We start from the raw sequence: 15,487 nt of genomic DNA, 5'->3' as shown, positions 1-15,487 counted from the left end.
GGTTGTTGGCCTGGGAAGCGGGCGCCGAGGGGCAAAACTTGGGGGTGTCGCATTTTTGAATGAAAAAGACAGAATTGCGGCGGGGCGTTCGTGGGCATATATCCCAATCATCAGCATTCCCTGGCGTTCCTGCTCTTTTCGTTCGGTGCAGCCATTTGCAACCGGGTTTTTCTGGCGGACCACCGACGTTATCATTCGCGTCGATTTCTTTTCCGGACAGTTCCCATGAATCAAGAACCTAGCACCCTCTATGCCAAGCTGCTCGGCGAGACCGCATCTATTACCTGGAAGGAGTTGGAGCCGTTCTTCGCCAGGGGTGCCCTATTGTGGGTCGACCCTGCGCTGGATTTGATCGCCGCTGCCGAGGCCGTGGCGTCGGATGAAGGCGAGAAAGTCGCTGCCTGGCTGGCCGAAGACAAGGTCGCCAAGCTGTCTGAAACGCGGGCGCTGGATATTTTCGAGCGCGATCCACAGCTGTGGGCGGTGGTGGTGAGTCCGTGGATTTTGATCCAGGAAAGGGCGGCGGTCTGAATGCCTGCACTGATGTAGTGCATGCCAGCATCGTTGAAAAGTGTGTAGCCGAGTAGCGTGATGGCACGTTGCCGTAGAGAAACACCACAAGCGAGGGTGGCATCACGGTGACGTAAACGTAACGGGAACAGTTTAGTAAGCAGCCTAACGGCTGCTTAATTGTTTCTGGAAATTGGAAAAGTTGAAATCTTCAGGGAATCTTAGGGCCCAATCGCTGGCAAGCCAGCTCCCACAAGGTTTGCGGTGAACACCAATATTGTGAACACCCGAAAACCTGTGGGAGCTGGCTTGCCAGCGATTGGGGCGACCCGGTCTGTGATCAGACCGAGAACGACTTGCCGGTATGGTTATTGAGGGAAATAACCTTGGTCTTGCCAATCCGGTGACGGTAGATCTCGCGCAGGTACTTGATCGCTTTCTTCACGCAATCGCGCGACAGGCGAATGTCATTGATCGAGACAAACTTGTCTTTGTCGTTGATCAGCTCGCGATACTTCTTCTCGTACATCGGCTTGATCGCGTACCAGTTGGTGTCGAGGATCTTCGCCGGGTTCTCGAATTCGTTGAGCAGGTCATCGATGCGGTCTTCGTCGAATTCTTCGTTGATGATGAAGTCGAGAATCGAGTTATCCAGCGTCTCGTCGAACCGGTACGGGTTCTTCGCGAAGCAACGCTTGATGAACGCCACGATCAGGGTCAGGAAGTCGTCCGACAGGCACGGGCTCTTGGCGATCAGGGTGGTCAGCGACAGGTTGGCCGAAGCACCGATCACCAACGCATAACGCTTGAGCGTGGTGTTGGGGAACAGGCTGTTGAGGTGGGTCTTCAACCGGTTCAGGTCCATGTACGACAGTTTGTAGTCTTTCGGCAGGGAGACGATCGAGACCACCGACGAGCAGTTCTTGAAGAAGTGCAGGTCGTGCAGCGCCGCAGCGTCGTAGCCGGAATTCTTGTACTGCTCCAGCGAGGCGCGATAGCGCTTGGACTCGATCGGCAGCAAGCTGATGCCTTCGATCGCCTGGGTGACCTTGTTGAAGTGCGGCAGGTCGATCGAGCGGAAGAACAGGTCATCGATGTTCAGGCGCTGCGGCTCTTTATCGAACACCTTGAACTTGTCGCTGCTCGGCGGCGGCGTTTCCGGCACCACCGATTCGGCGTAGGCAATCGCCACCGGGCCGGCCAGACTCATGAACAGGTCGTTGGCATCCAGGCGAATGGTTTCGCCGATGTCGATGCCGGCACGACGGAAGTAGTTCTGGTCGTAGTCAGTGGTGACGGCCTGCGCAGTCAGAATGTTGAAGATCTGCTGCGAGATGTACTGGTTGGCGTGCTTTTCCATCGCATTGACATCAATGTTCTGGATGTTGCCATCATCGCTTTCTTCGGCGTATCGCATGATGTCGTTGGAAATCAGCATCATCGCGTTCCATGGGCGGATACGGCCCATGACGCTGGCTTCGCTGCTGTCTTCGTTGGCGAAGTTGTAGGAGAAATCCCATTCTTCCGAGAGGTATTTGCACAGCAGGCGACCGGCGTTGATGTGCAGCGCCTCGGACATTTCGCTGCGGTGGTCGGAAATGTTCGGCAGCACGCAGATGCCGCTGGTGAAGATCGGCTCGAACACGAACGAATGACCGCTCTTGCCGTCATGCTCGTCCATCGGCTTGGTGTCGAACGTCTTGTTCATGTACGAGTGCTGCTGGGCCAGGCCGAATTCCGAGGCCATGCCGGAACCGGTACCGCCGCCGGCACTGAAGATCGAGAAATACAGGCGCGACTGGTTGGCCTTGATGCCGCAGCTGTCGATCAGGTACGAGTGGATCATTTTCCAGTCTGGGCTGGAGAAACGCTGGGTGTCCTTGTTGAGGATGATCTTCGCCAGATACTGGCCGAGGATCGGCGCGTTACCGGCGCCACCGGCGTGGACTTCGGACAAGTCCATGATCTTCATTTTGCTGTAGTCGCGCAGGAAGCCGCTTTTCTCGCCCTTGCGCGAGAAACGGATGCGCCCGGCGATGTCCTTGTCGAGGTCGCCGAGCATCACCAGCGGCTCTACCAGAAACACCGGTTTGGTGGATTTGTTCGGGCCGATACGCAGGTTGTTCTTGATCCACTGGGCCGGGCTGTAGCCCTTTTCGGCGTAGCGTTTGTCTGGCGACAGGCGATCTTCGTTGTTGAATTCGTTGAGGTAGAACTTGCGCGCGTTGTATACCAGCTCCGCGACGTCGAGGGCGATGTTGGAGCCGCAGCGACCGAGGCCGATCAGGCACACCGAGGGGAATTCCTGATCGTTGTGCTGTTCGTTGTCGCCTTCCAGGTGCGGCGGACGCGGGAACACCAGATCACGCAGGCCATCGAGGTTGTCGAGGATACGGTCGGTATTGGTTTCGGTGAAGTACAGGTATTGCTGAGTTGACAGCGGGCGCGACGGGACCAATGGCTTCGACGATGACGGGCTGTTCGCCGCGGGGCTCAAGGTCAGATCGGATACCGCGGTGGCGGGATTGTTTTTAGAAGTCATTGTGCGCCATATGCCTGGACTGGTTGGCTCGCGGGCCAGTTGCCTGCGAACCTCACGGAATAAGATCTCGCGTCTTTTTTTGCGCGAATTGAGCCCGAGCGTCAGGGACTTGGCCTGACTGTCGCTTGGGGGAATACTTTCCTGATCGTTGATGAATCGGCCATTATTCGGCGATCTTTAATCAAAAGGAGGCTAAATGATGTCAACGCTACCTTCGTTGGGGTTCGCCGGAATCGGTCTGATGGGCCTGCCAATGTGCCGGCGTCTGCTGGCAGCGGGTTATCCGCTGGCGGTGTGGAACCGTAACCCGGCCAAGTGCGCGCCACTGGTCGAGGCCGGTGCCCGGCAGGTAGCGAGCCCCGCAGAACTGTGCGCACACGCCGACGTGGTGATGTTGTGTCTGGCCGATACAGCGGTGGTGCGCGAAGTCGTGTTCGGCCGGGCCGGTGTCGCCGAAGGAGCGAAAAAAGCTCAGTTGCTGGTAGATTTTTCCAGTCTTGAGCCGACGGCGACGCGTGAAATGGCGGTGCAGTTGCTGGAGCAAACCGGCATGGCCTGGCTGGACTCACCGGTATCCGGCGGCGTGGTCGGGGCCGAGGCCGGTAGCCTGGCAATCATGGTCGGTGGCGAGGTGGCAGACGTTGAGCGGGTGCGCCCGGTGTTGCTCAATCTGGGACAGCGCGTCACGCACATGGGCGGCGTTGGCGCGGGTCAGGTGACCAAGGCCTGCAATCAGATGATCGTCGCCTGCAATGCGCTGGTGATTGCTGAAGTGGTGGCGTTGGCCGAGCAGGCGGGCGTCGATGCCAGCCTGATTGCCGAGGCGTTGGCCGGTGGTTTTGCCGACTCCAAACCGTTGCAGATCCTCGCTCCGCAAATGGCCGAAAGCCGTTTCGAACCGATCAAATGGCACGTGCGCACGCTGCTCAAAGATCTCGATACGGCGGTGAAGTTCTCTCGCGAACAAGGCTCGGCCACGCCGATCAGCGGATTGGCCGCACAACTGATGCGCCTGCATGGGGCGCAAGGCTTTTTGGCGCAGGATCCAGCGACACTGGTGCAAATGTACCGCGCGCCAGAATCAACGGATTGACCGTGTGTGAATGTTTGCGCTGATTGATTTCTTCCAGTACCGGGCGCAGTTCGTCCAGCGGCACCGGGCGGCTGAGCAGGTAACCCTGAATGAAATCGCAGCCCGAACGCTCGAGGAACTCGTATTGCTCCAGGCTTTCCACGCCTTCGGTGACCACCTGCAAATGCAGGGTGTGCGCCATGACGATGATCGCCTGGACGATCTCCATGTCGGCCGTGGCTTTGGGAATGTCGAGGATGAACGAGCGGTCGATTTTCAAGGTGTTGAGCGGCAGTCGTTTGAGGTAGGCCAGCGACGAGTAGCCGGTGCCGAAGTCATCGATCGACAGCGACACACCGAGGGCGCGGATCTGGCGTAACAGCACCAGGGTGTTGGCGATGTTGCCCATCAGCGCATTCTCGGTGACTTCCAGCTCCAGCCGTTCCGGCGCCACCCCAGCGGTGCGCAGTGCACTTTCGATTTCGTCCGCCAGTTCTTCCCGGGCGAGGTTCAGCGGTGAACAGTTCCAGGCGATTTTCAGTTCTTCGCAGCCATGGCGCGACAGTTCGCCCAGATCCTTGCAGGCGCGGCGCAGGACCCAATTGTCCAGTTCGGCGATCAGGCCATTGTTTTCGGCGATGCTGATAAAGCGGTCCGGGGTCAGCAGGCCGTGGACCGGATGCTGCCAGCGGATCAACGCTTCGAGCTTGGTAACCCGGCCGGTTTTCAGTTCGAAGATCGGTTGGTAATAAAGCATCAGGCCGTTTTCTTCGCGCAGGGCGTGGCGCAGTTCTTCCTCCAGTTGCAGCTCGAAGCTGGCGCGGGTCTTCAGGTTGGAGCTGAAAAAGTGCAAGCCGTTGCGTCCCGCGCCTTTGGACTGATACAACGCCAGATCTGCGTGCTTGAGCAACTCCTCGCAGGTGGTCCCGTCTTCTGGATAGAGGCTGATGCCGATGCTGGTGGTCATCACCATCCGGCGTCCGGCGAGTTCTATCGGCTCTTTCATTTTCTGCATGATCCGTTGCGCCATGCCGCGCGCCTCTTCACGGTCATTCAGACCGATCAGGATGCAAAACTCATCCCCCCCGAAACGCGCGACCACGTCTTCATGGCTGCGCACCGAGCCTTTGATGTGATTGGCGATGACCTTGAGCAAGGCGTCGCCGGCGTCATGGCCGAGGCTGTCGTTGATCCGCTTGAAGTGGTCGATGTCGAGAAACATCACCGCGAGCATGCCGCCTTCGGTGGCTTTCTGGCTGAGCTTCTCGGCGAAGATCTGGTTGAAGCCACGACGGTTGATCAGGTTGGTCAGGGCGTCGTAGTTGGCCACTTGTTGCAGCGACATGCGCGCCTGATCGAGTTGGCTGAGCAGCGCGTTGACTCGGCGCAGGTCGTGCTCCTTGTTCTGCAGCTTCTTGTCGGCCAGTGCTGCGCTGATCGCGCTACCGAGGATCAACAGAATGATCAGCGCCACCGTCAGGCCCAGTTGCAGGTGACTGCTTTCCGCCGAAAGGCTCGGCACACTACCCTCGGGCAACACCAGACGTAACGCCGCCATCCCGGTGAAGTGCATGCTGAAAATGCCCGCGCCAAGGATCAGTGCCGCGGCGTACTTGAGCATCTGATGAGCGATGCCGCTGCCTTCACGCAAGTAACCCGCGACCCACAAGGCCGCGAAACTGGCGACGATGGCAATCACGATCGACAGGCCGAACAACAAGGGCTGGTAATAAGCCGTGGCGACCGAGTGCATCGCCGCCATGCCGACGTAGTGCATACCGGCAATGCCTAAGCCGATGACGATGGCGGTTTTCAGGTAATGCATCAGGCTGGGTTGCGCCTCGCTCAGCGTGTGCATGGCCAGCCACGAAGCGAGCAGGGCAATCAGCAGGGAAAACAGGGTGATCGGCAAGTCGTACTGAATGTCGATCGGCGCCTGAAAGGCGAGCATGCCGATGAAGTGCATGGCCCAGATGCCGCCGGCCAGGCAGGTCGCGCCGATCCAGCGCCACAGTCGTTGTGAGCCGGGGTCTTCAGCGTGGCCGACGCGTTCGGCCATGTCGAGGGTAGCGAAACTCGCAGCGCAGGCGACCAGATAGGCCACCAGCACCAGTAAAGGGTTGTGTGTGCAATCGAGAATGACCTGCCCGCTCTCCGGCAGCTCGGTAACAAACTGCAAACCAAGCCACTCCATAGCATGCCCCGTCTCTGAAGTCGTCCTTACTGCGTCGTCAACGCAGGCGAATGACTGGAGTATAGAGGCGGTTTTCGCGATGCAAGCCGTGGTAGCACATTGATGCCAATGATTTCGGCATTAGCCTCATAGCCATTGGCGCTAAAGGTCAGGCGCTCTTGTCGAAAGGGATCTCGGCCCAGTCGGGTTGCAGGGGTGGCAGGCCGAAGCGCGCGCGGGCCTTGTCGCAGTCAACGTTCTGTTCGCCGTTTTCCCACGACGATTCGAATTCACGGCAGGGGCTGGCGCGCTGCTCATAAATCGAGCATTGCACGTTGCTGCCCACTTCACCGACCAATGCCGTGCAGCGCGGCGATTTGCAGTCGGTGCCGTTCATCGCCACCCGACTCGGGCTGATTTGCGTCACCAGTTCATCGGGCACCGTACCGCCGGAGGATGAGCACTCACCCCAGAAAAAAGACACGCGAAAATGGGAACAGCAGGCACCGCAATTCAGACACGGACTGACTTCGGACATGGGGGCGGGTATCAAAGGGATTGATCGGGAGATCCGGACGGATCCGGCGGCCATTCTAGGCTTCGCCACGAACTTGGGAAGGGGGGCGCGAAACTATTTTTTTGTGGCAAGGTTTTGCCGCGAAAGCCCCGGTTTTCGGGGGACTTCAGCGTTATCAAGGGCTTACGTTTCGTTACAGGGCCATGGCCCGATATCAGGCAGACGAATGATCACAGACAGCCTCTGCCGGCCTGACTAGATTGCAGGTTCCGGGCTCGGATGCGTCGGCAGTGAAGCCCTAATAACAATAAAGAGACGGACCCATGCAGAACTCGACCCAAGCGGCGAATGCCTGGCGCATTCTGTTCCTGCTGTTCCTCGCCAACCTGTTCAATTTCTTCGACCGCACCATCCCGGCGATCATCATCGAACCGATTCGCATGGAATGGCACCTCAGCGACTTTCAGCTGGGGATCGTCGGCACCGCGTTCACCATTGTTTACGCGATTGCCGGCCTGCCGCTCGGGCGCATGGCCGACACCGGCTCACGCAGCAAACTGATGGGCTGGGGCCTGGCGACGTGGAGTGCGCTGACCGCGGTCAACGGTCTGGTCGGCAGTTTCTGGAGCTTTTTGCTCGTGCGCATGGGCATCGGTATTGGCGAGGCCAGTTACGCACCGGCCGCCAATTCGTTGATCGGTGATCTGTTTCCGGCCCACCGTCGGGCGCGGGCCATGGGTATTTTCATGCTTGGTCTGCCGTTGGGGCTGCTGCTGGCGTTCTTCACCATCGGCTGGATGGTCAAGGCATTCGACAGCTGGCGCGCGCCGTTCTTCATCGCCGCCGTACCGGGGCTGCTCCTCGCGATCTTCATGTTTTTCATCAAGGAGCCAAAACGCGGCGCAGCGGAAACCGTGCAGGTCTCGCAAGAGAAAGTCGACAAACCGATCCGCCGGATCCTCGCCGTGCCGACCTTCCTGTGGCTGGTGATGGCCGGGCTGTGCTTTAACTTCGCCACCTATGCCTGCAACTCGTTTCTGGTGCCGATGCTGCAACGCTATTTCCTCATGCCGTTGCAGGAAGCGGCGGTGGCGACCGGGTTGATCGTCGGCGTGACCGGGCTGATCGGCCTGACCCTCGGTGGCTGGATCGCTGACAAGATTCACCAGCGCGTGGCCAACGGGCGACTGCTGTTTGCGGCGTTCAGTCTGATTATTTCGACGCTGTGCACGGCTTGGGCGTTGCATGCCGGGCGCATCGAGATCGGTGTGTTTGTCGCGCTGTTCAGCGTCGGTTGGCTGTTTGCCTATAACTTCTATACCTGCGTGTACACGGCGATTCAGGACGTGGTCGAACCGCGCCTGCGGGCGACAGCGATGGCGTTGTTCTTTGCCGGGTTGTATCTGCTGGGCGGTGGATTGGGGCCGGTGGTGGTTGGCGGGCTGTCGGATCACTTTGCCAAATCGGCGATGATTTCAGCGGGGGCGGAGCAGATGACCGAAGCGTTCAAGGCGGTCGGGCTGCATGACGCGATGTTCCTGATTCCGGTGGCGCTGTTCCTGACCATGGTGTTTCTGTTTCTGGCGGCGCGCTGTTTTGTGCGGGATGCGCAGCGGATGAAGGAGGGCTTGGTGGCGGTGGTTGAGCCAGACATTGCTGCTGCGACTGCATAATCGCTATCACTGGCAAGCCAGCTCCCACAGGGATTGTGTTCATGCTGGAGATCCAATGTGGGAGCTGGCTTGCCAGCGATGAGGCCATCAGCATCAGCTAATAAATAACAGGCAAACAAAAAGGCCCGCATCACTGCGGGCCTTCTTGTTTTCAGCGCTGGAGCAGGGCGGTTTAGCCCGCTACCAACACCCGAATCGCTTCCAGTCGCAAAGCAGCCTTGTCCAGCATCGCCAGACCTTGCTCACGCTGTTCACGCAACGCCACCAGTTCGCTGTCACGCACGGTCGGGTTGACCGCTTGCAACGCGGTCAGGCGCGCCAGTTCTTCGTCGGTGTCGGCCGCCAGACGGCGGCGAGCCTCGGCCACGCGCTCGGCGTGACGCGGGGTTATCTTGTCTTCACCGGCGTTGATCCGTGGCGTCAGTTGATCGCGCTGGGCCTGAATGAACTTGTTGGCGCTGGCACGCGGAACGCTTTCCAGTTGATCGTTGAGAGTTTCGAACGAGACGCGGGCCGACAGATCGTTGCCGTTGGCATCGAGCAGGCAGCGCAGCGCTGCCGGCGGCAGGTAACGGCCCAGTTGCAGCGAGCGCGGGGCAACCACTTCGCTGACGTAGAGCAGTTCCAGCAGAACGGTGCCCGGTTTCAGCGCCTTGTTCTTGATCAGCGCGACGGCGGTGTTACCCATCGAGCCGGACAGCACCAGATCCATGCCGCCCTGCACCATCGGGTGTTCCCAAGTGATGAACTGCATGTCTTCGCGCGACAGCGCCTGGTTGCGGTCGTAGGTGATGGTCACACCTTCGTCGTCGCCCAGCGGGAAACTGGCGTCGAGCATCTTCTCGCTCGGCTTGAGGATCAGGGCGTTTTCCGAATGGTCTTCGCTGTCGATGCCGAACGCGTCGAACAGGGTTTCCATGTAGATCGGCAGGGCGAACTGATCGTCTTGCTCAAGGATGTCCTCGACCAACTGATCGCCTTCGCCAGCGCCACCGGAGTTGAGCTCCAGCAGGCGGTCGCGACCGGTGTGCAGCTCTTGTTCCAGACGCTCGCGCTCGGTGCGCGCCTCGTCGATCAGCGCTTGCCACTCGCCGTCGTCGGCTTCTTCGAGCAGCGGCAGCAGGCGTGGGCCGAACTGGTGCTGCAAGGCGTTGCCGGTCGGGCAGGTGTTGAGGAACGCGTTCAGCGCTTCGTGGTACCACTGGAACAGACGCTCTTGCGGGCTGGTTTCCAGGTACGGCACGTGCAGTTCGATGATGTGTTTCTGGCCGATCCGGTCGAGACGACCGATACGCTGCTCGAGCAGGTCCGGATGCGACGGCAGATCGAACAGCACCAGGTGGTGAGCGAACTGGAAGTTGCGACCTTCACTGCCGATTTCCGAGCAGATCAGCACTTGCGCGCCAAACTCTTCGTCGGCGAAGTAAGCGGCGGCGCGGTCACGCTCAAGGATGTTCATGCCCTCATGGAACACCGTGGCCGGGATGCCGGAGCGCACGCGCAGGGCGTCTTCCAGGTCCATCGCGGTTTCGGCGTGGGCGCAGATCACCAGCACTTTGGTGCGCTTGAGCATTTTCAGCTGATCGATCAGCCACTCGACGCGCGGGTCGAATTTCCACCAGCGCTCTTCTTCGCTGGCGTCCGGCTGGGCCTGGAAGCTGACTTCCGGGTACAGCTCGGCGTGTTCGCCCAGCGGCAGTTCCAGATATTCGTCAGGGCACGGCAGCGGATACGGGTGCAGTTTGCGCTCCGGGAAGCCCTGCACGGCGGCGCGGGTGTTACGGAACAGCACGCGGCCGGTGCCGTGGCGGTCAAGCAGTTCACGCACGAGACGGGCGCTGGCTTCGGTGTCGCCATCGTTGACGGCGGTCAACAAGGCTTCGCCTTCGTTGCCGAGGAAACCGTGGATGGTCTTGTGCGCTTCAGGCGACAGGCGCCCTTTGTCCAGCAGCTCCTGAACGGCTTCGGCCACCGGACGATAATTTTCGCTCTCGGCGCGGAAGGCGGCCAGGTCATGGAAACGGTTTGGATCGAGCAGGCGCAGACGGGCGAAGTGGCTGTCCTGACCGAGTTGTTCCGGCGTGGCGGTGAGCAGCAGCACGCCCGGAATGGTTTCAGCCAGTTGCTCGACCAGGGTGTATTCCGGACTGGCCTTGTCTTCGTGCCAGACCAGGTGGTGGGCTTCGTCGACTACCAGCAGATCCCAACCGGCGGCGAACAGTGCGTCCTGCGCCTTTTCGTCGTCGACCAGCCATTCCAGCGCTACCAGCGCCAATTGGGTGTCTTCGAACGGGTTGCTGGCATCGCTTTCGATGAAGCGTTCTTCGTCGAACAGCGCGACCTGCAGGTTGAAGCGGCGGCGCATTTCGACCAGCCACTGGTGCTGAAGGTTTTCCGGCACCAGGATCAGCACGCGGTTGGCGCGACCGGAGAGCAGTTGGCGATGGATCACCAGACCGGCTTCGATGGTTTTACCCAGACCCACTTCGTCCGCCAGCAATACGCGCGGCGCGATTCGGTCAGCGACTTCACGGGCAATGTGCAACTGGTGCGCGATCGGCTGCGCACGCACGCCACCCAGGCCCCAGAGCGAAGATTGCAACTGGCGGCTGGTGTGTTCGAGGGTGTTGTAGCGCAGCGAGAACCACGCCAACGGGTCAATCTGCCCGGCGAACAGACGGTCGCTGGCCAGACGGAACTGAATGAAGTTCGACAGCTGGGTTTCCGGCAGGGTAACGGCTTCGTTCTGCGCGTTGAGGCCGTGATAGACCATCAGACCGTCGACATCGTCGACTTGCTGGACGGTCATCTTCCAGCCTTCGAAGTGGGTAATGCTGTCACCCGGGGAGAATCGCACGCGAGTGAGGGGCGCATTCCGTAGCGCGTACTGGCGGGTTTCGCCAGTGGCCGGGTAAAGCACGGTCAACAAGCGGCCGTCCTGTGCCAGAACGGTGCCTAAACCAAGCTCTGCTTCGCTGTCACTGATCCAGCGTTGCCCCGGTTGATACTGCTGCGCCATGCTGCCTGACTCCCACCTTGAAAAAGCGGGCTATCTTAACGGAATGCAGGCTTCAGGGCCAAAGGATTAGGCGCAGCGGCAAGCATTTAGCTACAAGCTGCAAGTGCAGACAAAAGCAGTCATCCGTCAGTTTTCGAACGATTTGCGGCACCCGTGAGTGCCAACCCGGTCACAAGTTTGCGACCAGTGGCTCAAGCCACCATCGCCCAAGCCGATAGCCTGCTGACAGGAGACCCTTTATATGTTGCCACCGATGCTCCCCTTGAGCGCTGTGCCGATCACTTCCCAGCAGGATCCGATCCGCCAGCGGCCGGACATTCCTCCGGTGGTGCCGGTGCAGGAAAGCTCCAACGAAAGCACGATCGATCTGCAAAAACGCGATCCTGAAGAGGACAGACTGATGGCGCGCGAGGAACAGCGCCGTCAGCAGGAACGTGATCGCCGTCGCCGCGAAGCTGATGAAGATCCCGAAGAACACCTCGCCGTACCGGGCCATGAACTGAATGCCGACAACACCGTGCCGGTGGTGCCGCTGATGGAAGATCAGCCGCGTCAGGGCCTGTGGGTCGACATCGAAATTTGAGGCTGAGCGGCCAGTTCAGCCAGGTTTGCCAGCAACACTTCGATTTCCTCTTCTGTATTCAGATAACTCACCGCCACCCGCGCGATGCTGTCCAGCCCGCGCGCCTGCATGTCCAGCGGTGTGTAGGCGACGCCATTGGCGCCGATGTTGATGCGGCGTGCGGCCAGTGCCTGTTTGAGCGCAACACAGTCCCAACCTTGGAGCGTGAAGGCGATCAGCCCGGATTGCTGCTGCGCTGCGCCGAGATTGTGCAGGGTCAGGCCGGGAATCGCCTGCATGCGCTCACGCAGGAGGCGGCTGGATTGTTCGATGCGCCGTCGAATCGAAATCGCACCGATTCGATTGTGTTCCTCCAGTGCATTGGCCAATCCGGCCAGCAGGGCCAACGACACTTCACTGGTCTCGAAACGCCGGGCGTCATTGCGCAAGGTGAAGCGCTGGCCGTCCCACGGCGCCGACAGCACATCGCGTTGTACCGGCAACAAACGTTGCAAAAATTGCGCGCGGACATACAGCAGCGCAGTGCCGCGTGGACCGCGCAGAAACTTGCGCCCGGCGCCCTTGAGCACATCGCATTGCAGGGCCTGAACATCACAGGGCAACTGCCCCAATGCCTGGCCGGCGTCGATGAAATAGGGGACGCCGTGGCGCTGGGCGACCGCACCGATCTGTGCCGCCGGGTTGATCAGGCCGCCGTTGGCGGGCAGCCAGGTCAGGGCGATCAGGCGCACATGGCGATCGATCATTTGCGCCAGTGCCTGTGGATCGACGGCTCCCTTGGCGTCGCAGGGAATCACCTCCAGTCGCGCGCCGGCCTTCACCGCTTCAGCCATGCAGGCCAGATTGCCGGCCCATTCGTGACGGCCCACCAGAATCCGCTCGCCCGGTTGCCACGGTTCCAGCGCGTTGAACGCCTGACTCCACGCCGCCGAGCCGCTGCTGGCAAACGCAATGTCTTCGGGTTGGGCATTGAGCAGGACAGCAGCGGCGGTTCTGGCCCTTTCCAGCACCTGACCGTCGGCCACTTCCATGGGCCCGCCGAGCGCTTCGCGTTGCAACTGTGCGATCACGGCGTCTAGGGTCGCTTGGCTCGGCAGTGAGGCACCGGCGTGGTTGAAATGGATGACGTTATTGCAACCTGGGGTTCTTGATCGCAGAAACGCGATGTCCTCAGCATTCACGGCTGGAGCTCGAAAATCGCATCGATTTCCACCGCCACGCCACTGGGCAGGCTGGCAACACCGACCGCGGTGCGCACATGGCGACCCTTTTCGCCAAGGGCATTGACCAGCAGATTCGATGCGCCATTGGCGACCGCGCCCTGACGCTGGAAGTCAGGCGTGGCAGCAACAAAAACACCGAGACGAATGATGCGCACCAGTTTGCCCAGATCGTCCCCCAAGGCAGCGCCGAGCTGTGCGAGCAGGCCCAAAGCAGAGAGTTCGGCGGCGTTGACCCCTTCCTCTTCGGAGATTGCTTCGCCAAGTCGGCCGATGAAGGCGGGTTTGCCGTCCAGCAGCGGAATCTGCCCAGAGATAAATAGCTGGTTTTGGCTGACGACGTGATTGACGTAATTGGCGATGGGCTGGCTCGGTGCGGGCAATTGCAGGCCGAGTTGCTGGACGCGTTGGTTGAGAGAGTCGGTCATGGCAAGTCCTCCGGAGTGAGGGCTTCAGCATGTTGCCCCGTGGCAGGGCGGACAAACGGATAGATTTAATCCGACGTATCCAAATAACTCATGCGTCGGCAATCGCTTCCAGCCACTGGCAGAAACTCTGTACAGCCAGGCTTGGCGGACGTTCGGGAGTGACCAGCCAGTATCCGATTTCACTGTGCATCGGCGGCGTGTCGAAGGCAGGCACCAGTGCACCTTCCTTGAGTCGACGCTCGATCAGGCGCTGGCGCCCCATGGCAATGCCTTGGCCGGCGACGGCGGCTTCGACCACGATGTTGTAGTCGTGCAGCATGACGCTGGGCACATGAGCCAGATCGATGCCGCTGTGTTGCTGCCAGTCGATCCATTCAAACGGCTGGTGCGACTTGGCCATCAGCAGCGGTCCATTGTTGACACCTTTCGCCTTGGCGGCGGGGCTGCACACCGGGGTCAGGGTTTCGCTCATGAAGCGCCGGGCGCGGACTTTCGGCCAGCCGCCCTTGCCATAGCGGATAGCCAGATCGACTTCACCACCGCCGACATCGGCCAATTGCACGGCGGGCAGCAGTTCGACATGGATGTGCGGATGTTTTGCGTTGAAATCCGCCAGTCGCGGGGCCAGCCATAACGTGGCGAAGGAGGCGAGCAGGCCGATGCGCAAGGTGGCCGGTTGTTCGCCGCGCAATTGTCGGGTGGCTTGGGCGATGGCGGCGAGGGCGGGTTCGATCTGTCGGTAATACGCCGCGCCGGCGGGCGTCAGGTCGATGGCCCGTGTGCGCCGGACAAACAGCCGCAGGTTGAGGCATTCTTCAAGCTTTTGCACTTGGTGGCTGATCGCACTTTGCGTGACTGACAACTCATCGGCAGCCTTGATGAAGCTCAAGTGGCGGGCCACGGCCTCAAAGGCGCGCAGGGCCATCAGTGGTGGCAGATCCTGGTGCAAGGGCACGGCAAACATCCTTTGGGGCTTGGTTCCAGGCGCCGATTGTGCGTGGAAATCCGGCAGCGGGTACATCAATTGTCGAAGGTGCGTTATGCCGATGGCTGTTCAGCGCTCGCGTCAGGCTGCATTATTGGCGCAGTCCTGCCTTTGACGCGGCAGTTGTGATTATTTCAAGCGATGCCTGTTGCCATGAGCCAAGACGACACACTGATTGACCTCAATGCCGAACGTGCCAAGCGCGTACACGACATCAAAGAGAAGCGCCTGAATGAAGTGCGCAATGCCTTCGAGCAGGCGATGCCGTTGGGAAAAGCCAAGAAAAAGTCGAAAAACAAACCGAAAAAGCGTTGATCTCCCCCTGCATCCGTTGATGCAGGTCAGTTATTTTCCCGCCTTTATCTCTCTTCGTTGCTGGTATTGATCCCGGTCAATTTGTGCGCCTGTGTGTTTGGTAACTTAGTTCCATCGCAGCAGAGCAGGGGCCAGGAGGCCAGTCATGTTTTTCGATAACGTGGTGTTTGCCGGGGTGCTGACTGTTGGCCTCATGGTTCTGTTTTTTGCAGGGTTTGGATTTTTTATCTGGAAGGATGCGAACAAGCGCAAGAAGCCTTGATTTCCTTTCAGGTTTGATGAGCACGCAAGGCATTTTGGGCGACTTCGGTTGCCCTTTTTTTTTTGCCTTGGCGGCCTGTGGGCCGACCATGCTTGGGGTGTTTTTTGTGAGTATCCGTTGCTGCGGGTGTTGCTGATTAGGGTTCCGCCCTTACGGCGGGTCACTTTTTCCAGACGCCGAAAAAGTAA

General features: G+C 59.9%; 13 protein-coding genes. 6 read left to right on the top strand and 7 right to left on the bottom strand.

The annotated features are described in order from the left end of the window. Positions 1 to 225 precede the first annotated feature (225 nt). The gene (locus AC3WMT_RS29760; protein WP_103307208.1) at positions 226 to 531 is read left to right on the top strand and encodes a DUF2288 domain-containing protein; all 306 of its coding nucleotides are present in this window, start codon (positions 226 to 228) and stop codon (positions 529 to 531) included. Positions 532 to 850: 319 nt separating this feature from the next. On the opposite strand, the gene AC3WMT_RS29755 is transcribed toward AC3WMT_RS29760, so the two are convergent. Next, complete coding sequence (locus AC3WMT_RS29755; protein ID WP_103307209.1) at positions 851 to 3,052, bottom strand: hypothetical protein; 2,202 nt, start codon at positions 3,050 to 3,052, stop codon at positions 851 to 853. A gap of 196 nt (positions 3,053 to 3,248) precedes the next feature. On the opposite strand from AC3WMT_RS29755, the gene AC3WMT_RS29750 reads away from it, so the two are divergent. Next, the gene (locus AC3WMT_RS29750; RefSeq protein WP_177431473.1) at positions 3,249 to 4,145 is read left to right on the top strand and encodes an NAD(P)-dependent oxidoreductase; all 897 of its coding nucleotides are present in this window, start codon (positions 3,249 to 3,251) and stop codon (positions 4,143 to 4,145) included. Here the strand turns inward: AC3WMT_RS29750 and AC3WMT_RS29745 are convergent. Then, entirely contained in the window at positions 4,036 to 6,318 is a 2,283-nt protein-coding gene (locus AC3WMT_RS29745) for a putative bifunctional diguanylate cyclase/phosphodiesterase (protein ID WP_103307210.1), read from the bottom strand. The two genes, AC3WMT_RS29750 and AC3WMT_RS29745, sit on opposite strands and share 110 nt — an antisense overlap. A 148-nt stretch (positions 6,319 to 6,466) precedes the next feature. Beyond that, on the bottom strand, positions 6,467 to 6,835 hold the full coding sequence (locus AC3WMT_RS29740) for a YkgJ family cysteine cluster protein (RefSeq protein ID WP_103307211.1): 369 nt from the start codon (positions 6,833 to 6,835) through the stop codon (positions 6,467 to 6,469). 302 nt (positions 6,836 to 7,137) lie between these two features. Between AC3WMT_RS29740 and AC3WMT_RS29735 the strand changes: the two genes are divergently transcribed. After that, on the top strand, positions 7,138 to 8,487 hold the full coding sequence (locus AC3WMT_RS29735) for a spinster family MFS transporter (protein WP_103307212.1): 1,350 nt from the start codon (positions 7,138 to 7,140) through the stop codon (positions 8,485 to 8,487). Positions 8,488 to 8,659: 172 nt separating this feature from the next. Here AC3WMT_RS29735 and rapA read toward each other — a convergent pair whose 3' ends face one another. Next, on the bottom strand, positions 8,660 to 11,506 hold the full coding sequence (gene rapA / locus AC3WMT_RS29730) for an RNA polymerase-associated protein RapA (RefSeq protein WP_103307213.1): 2,847 nt from the start codon (positions 11,504 to 11,506) through the stop codon (positions 8,660 to 8,662). A gap of 241 nt (positions 11,507 to 11,747) precedes the next feature. On the opposite strand from rapA, the gene AC3WMT_RS29725 reads away from it, so the two are divergent. Continuing rightward, entirely contained in the window at positions 11,748 to 12,089 is a 342-nt protein-coding gene (locus AC3WMT_RS29725; protein ID WP_103307214.1) for an aspartate-semialdehyde dehydrogenase, read from the top strand. On the opposite strand, the gene AC3WMT_RS29720 is transcribed toward AC3WMT_RS29725, so the two are convergent. From AC3WMT_RS29720 to AC3WMT_RS29710, 3 genes are all read right to left on the bottom strand, one after another. After that, positions 12,059 to 13,270, bottom strand: a complete 1,212-nt coding sequence (locus AC3WMT_RS29720) for an aminotransferase class V-fold PLP-dependent enzyme (RefSeq protein WP_103307215.1) — start codon at positions 13,268 to 13,270, stop codon at positions 12,059 to 12,061. The two genes, AC3WMT_RS29725 and AC3WMT_RS29720, sit on opposite strands and share 31 nt — an antisense overlap. Continuing rightward, positions 13,267 to 13,737, bottom strand: a complete 471-nt coding sequence (locus AC3WMT_RS29715; RefSeq protein ID WP_103307216.1) for a RidA family protein — start codon at positions 13,735 to 13,737, stop codon at positions 13,267 to 13,269. Before AC3WMT_RS29715 ends, AC3WMT_RS29720 begins: the two co-directional genes overlap by 4 nt. A gap of 88 nt (positions 13,738 to 13,825) precedes the next feature. Further along, entirely contained in the window at positions 13,826 to 14,692 is an 867-nt protein-coding gene (locus tag AC3WMT_RS29710) for a LysR substrate-binding domain-containing protein (protein ID WP_103307219.1), read from the bottom strand. A 183-nt stretch (positions 14,693 to 14,875) separates the two neighbouring features. Between AC3WMT_RS29710 and AC3WMT_RS29705 the strand changes: the two genes are divergently transcribed. Then, complete coding sequence (locus AC3WMT_RS29705) at positions 14,876 to 15,037, top strand: hypothetical protein (RefSeq protein ID WP_177431474.1); 162 nt, start codon at positions 14,876 to 14,878, stop codon at positions 15,035 to 15,037. Between the two features lie 145 nt (positions 15,038 to 15,182). Further along, complete coding sequence (ccoM, locus tag AC3WMT_RS29700) at positions 15,183 to 15,299, top strand: cytochrome c oxidase subunit CcoM (RefSeq protein ID WP_007959205.1); 117 nt, start codon at positions 15,183 to 15,185, stop codon at positions 15,297 to 15,299. Positions 15,300 to 15,487 lie beyond the last annotated feature (188 nt).

Source organism: Pseudomonas sp. FW305-7 (assembly GCF_058786735.1).
This window is presented reverse-complemented; position numbering and strand designations above follow the sequence as displayed.

What these genes read in the sequence shown, in the direction of transcription:
- AC3WMT_RS29760 (WP_103307208.1), top strand. Translation starts at nt 226, where the DNA reads ATGAATCAAGAACCTAGCACCCTCTATGCCAAGCTGCTCGGCGAGACC.
- AC3WMT_RS29755 (WP_103307209.1), bottom strand. Translation starts at nt 3,052, where the DNA reads ATGACTTCTAAAAACAATCCCGCCACCGCGGTATCCGATCTGACCTTG.
- AC3WMT_RS29750 (WP_177431473.1), top strand. Translation starts at nt 3,249, where the DNA reads ATGATGTCAACGCTACCTTCGTTGGGGTTCGCCGGAATCGGTCTGATG.
- AC3WMT_RS29745 (WP_103307210.1), bottom strand. Translation starts at nt 6,318, where the DNA reads ATGGAGTGGCTTGGTTTGCAGTTTGTTACCGAGCTGCCGGAGAGCGGG.
- AC3WMT_RS29740 (WP_103307211.1), bottom strand. Translation starts at nt 6,835, where the DNA reads ATGTCCGAAGTCAGTCCGTGTCTGAATTGCGGTGCCTGCTGTTCCCAT.
- AC3WMT_RS29735 (WP_103307212.1), top strand. Translation starts at nt 7,138, where the DNA reads ATGCAGAACTCGACCCAAGCGGCGAATGCCTGGCGCATTCTGTTCCTG.
- rapA (WP_103307213.1), bottom strand. Translation starts at nt 11,506, where the DNA reads ATGGCGCAGCAGTATCAACCGGGGCAACGCTGGATCAGTGACAGCGAA.
- AC3WMT_RS29725 (WP_103307214.1), top strand. Translation starts at nt 11,748, where the DNA reads ATGTTGCCACCGATGCTCCCCTTGAGCGCTGTGCCGATCACTTCCCAG.
- AC3WMT_RS29715 (WP_103307216.1), bottom strand. Translation starts at nt 13,737, where the DNA reads ATGACCGACTCTCTCAACCAACGCGTCCAGCAACTCGGCCTGCAATTG.
- AC3WMT_RS29705 (WP_177431474.1), top strand. Translation starts at nt 14,876, where the DNA reads ATGAGCCAAGACGACACACTGATTGACCTCAATGCCGAACGTGCCAAG.
- ccoM (WP_007959205.1), top strand. Translation starts at nt 15,183, where the DNA reads ATGTTTTTCGATAACGTGGTGTTTGCCGGGGTGCTGACTGTTGGCCTC.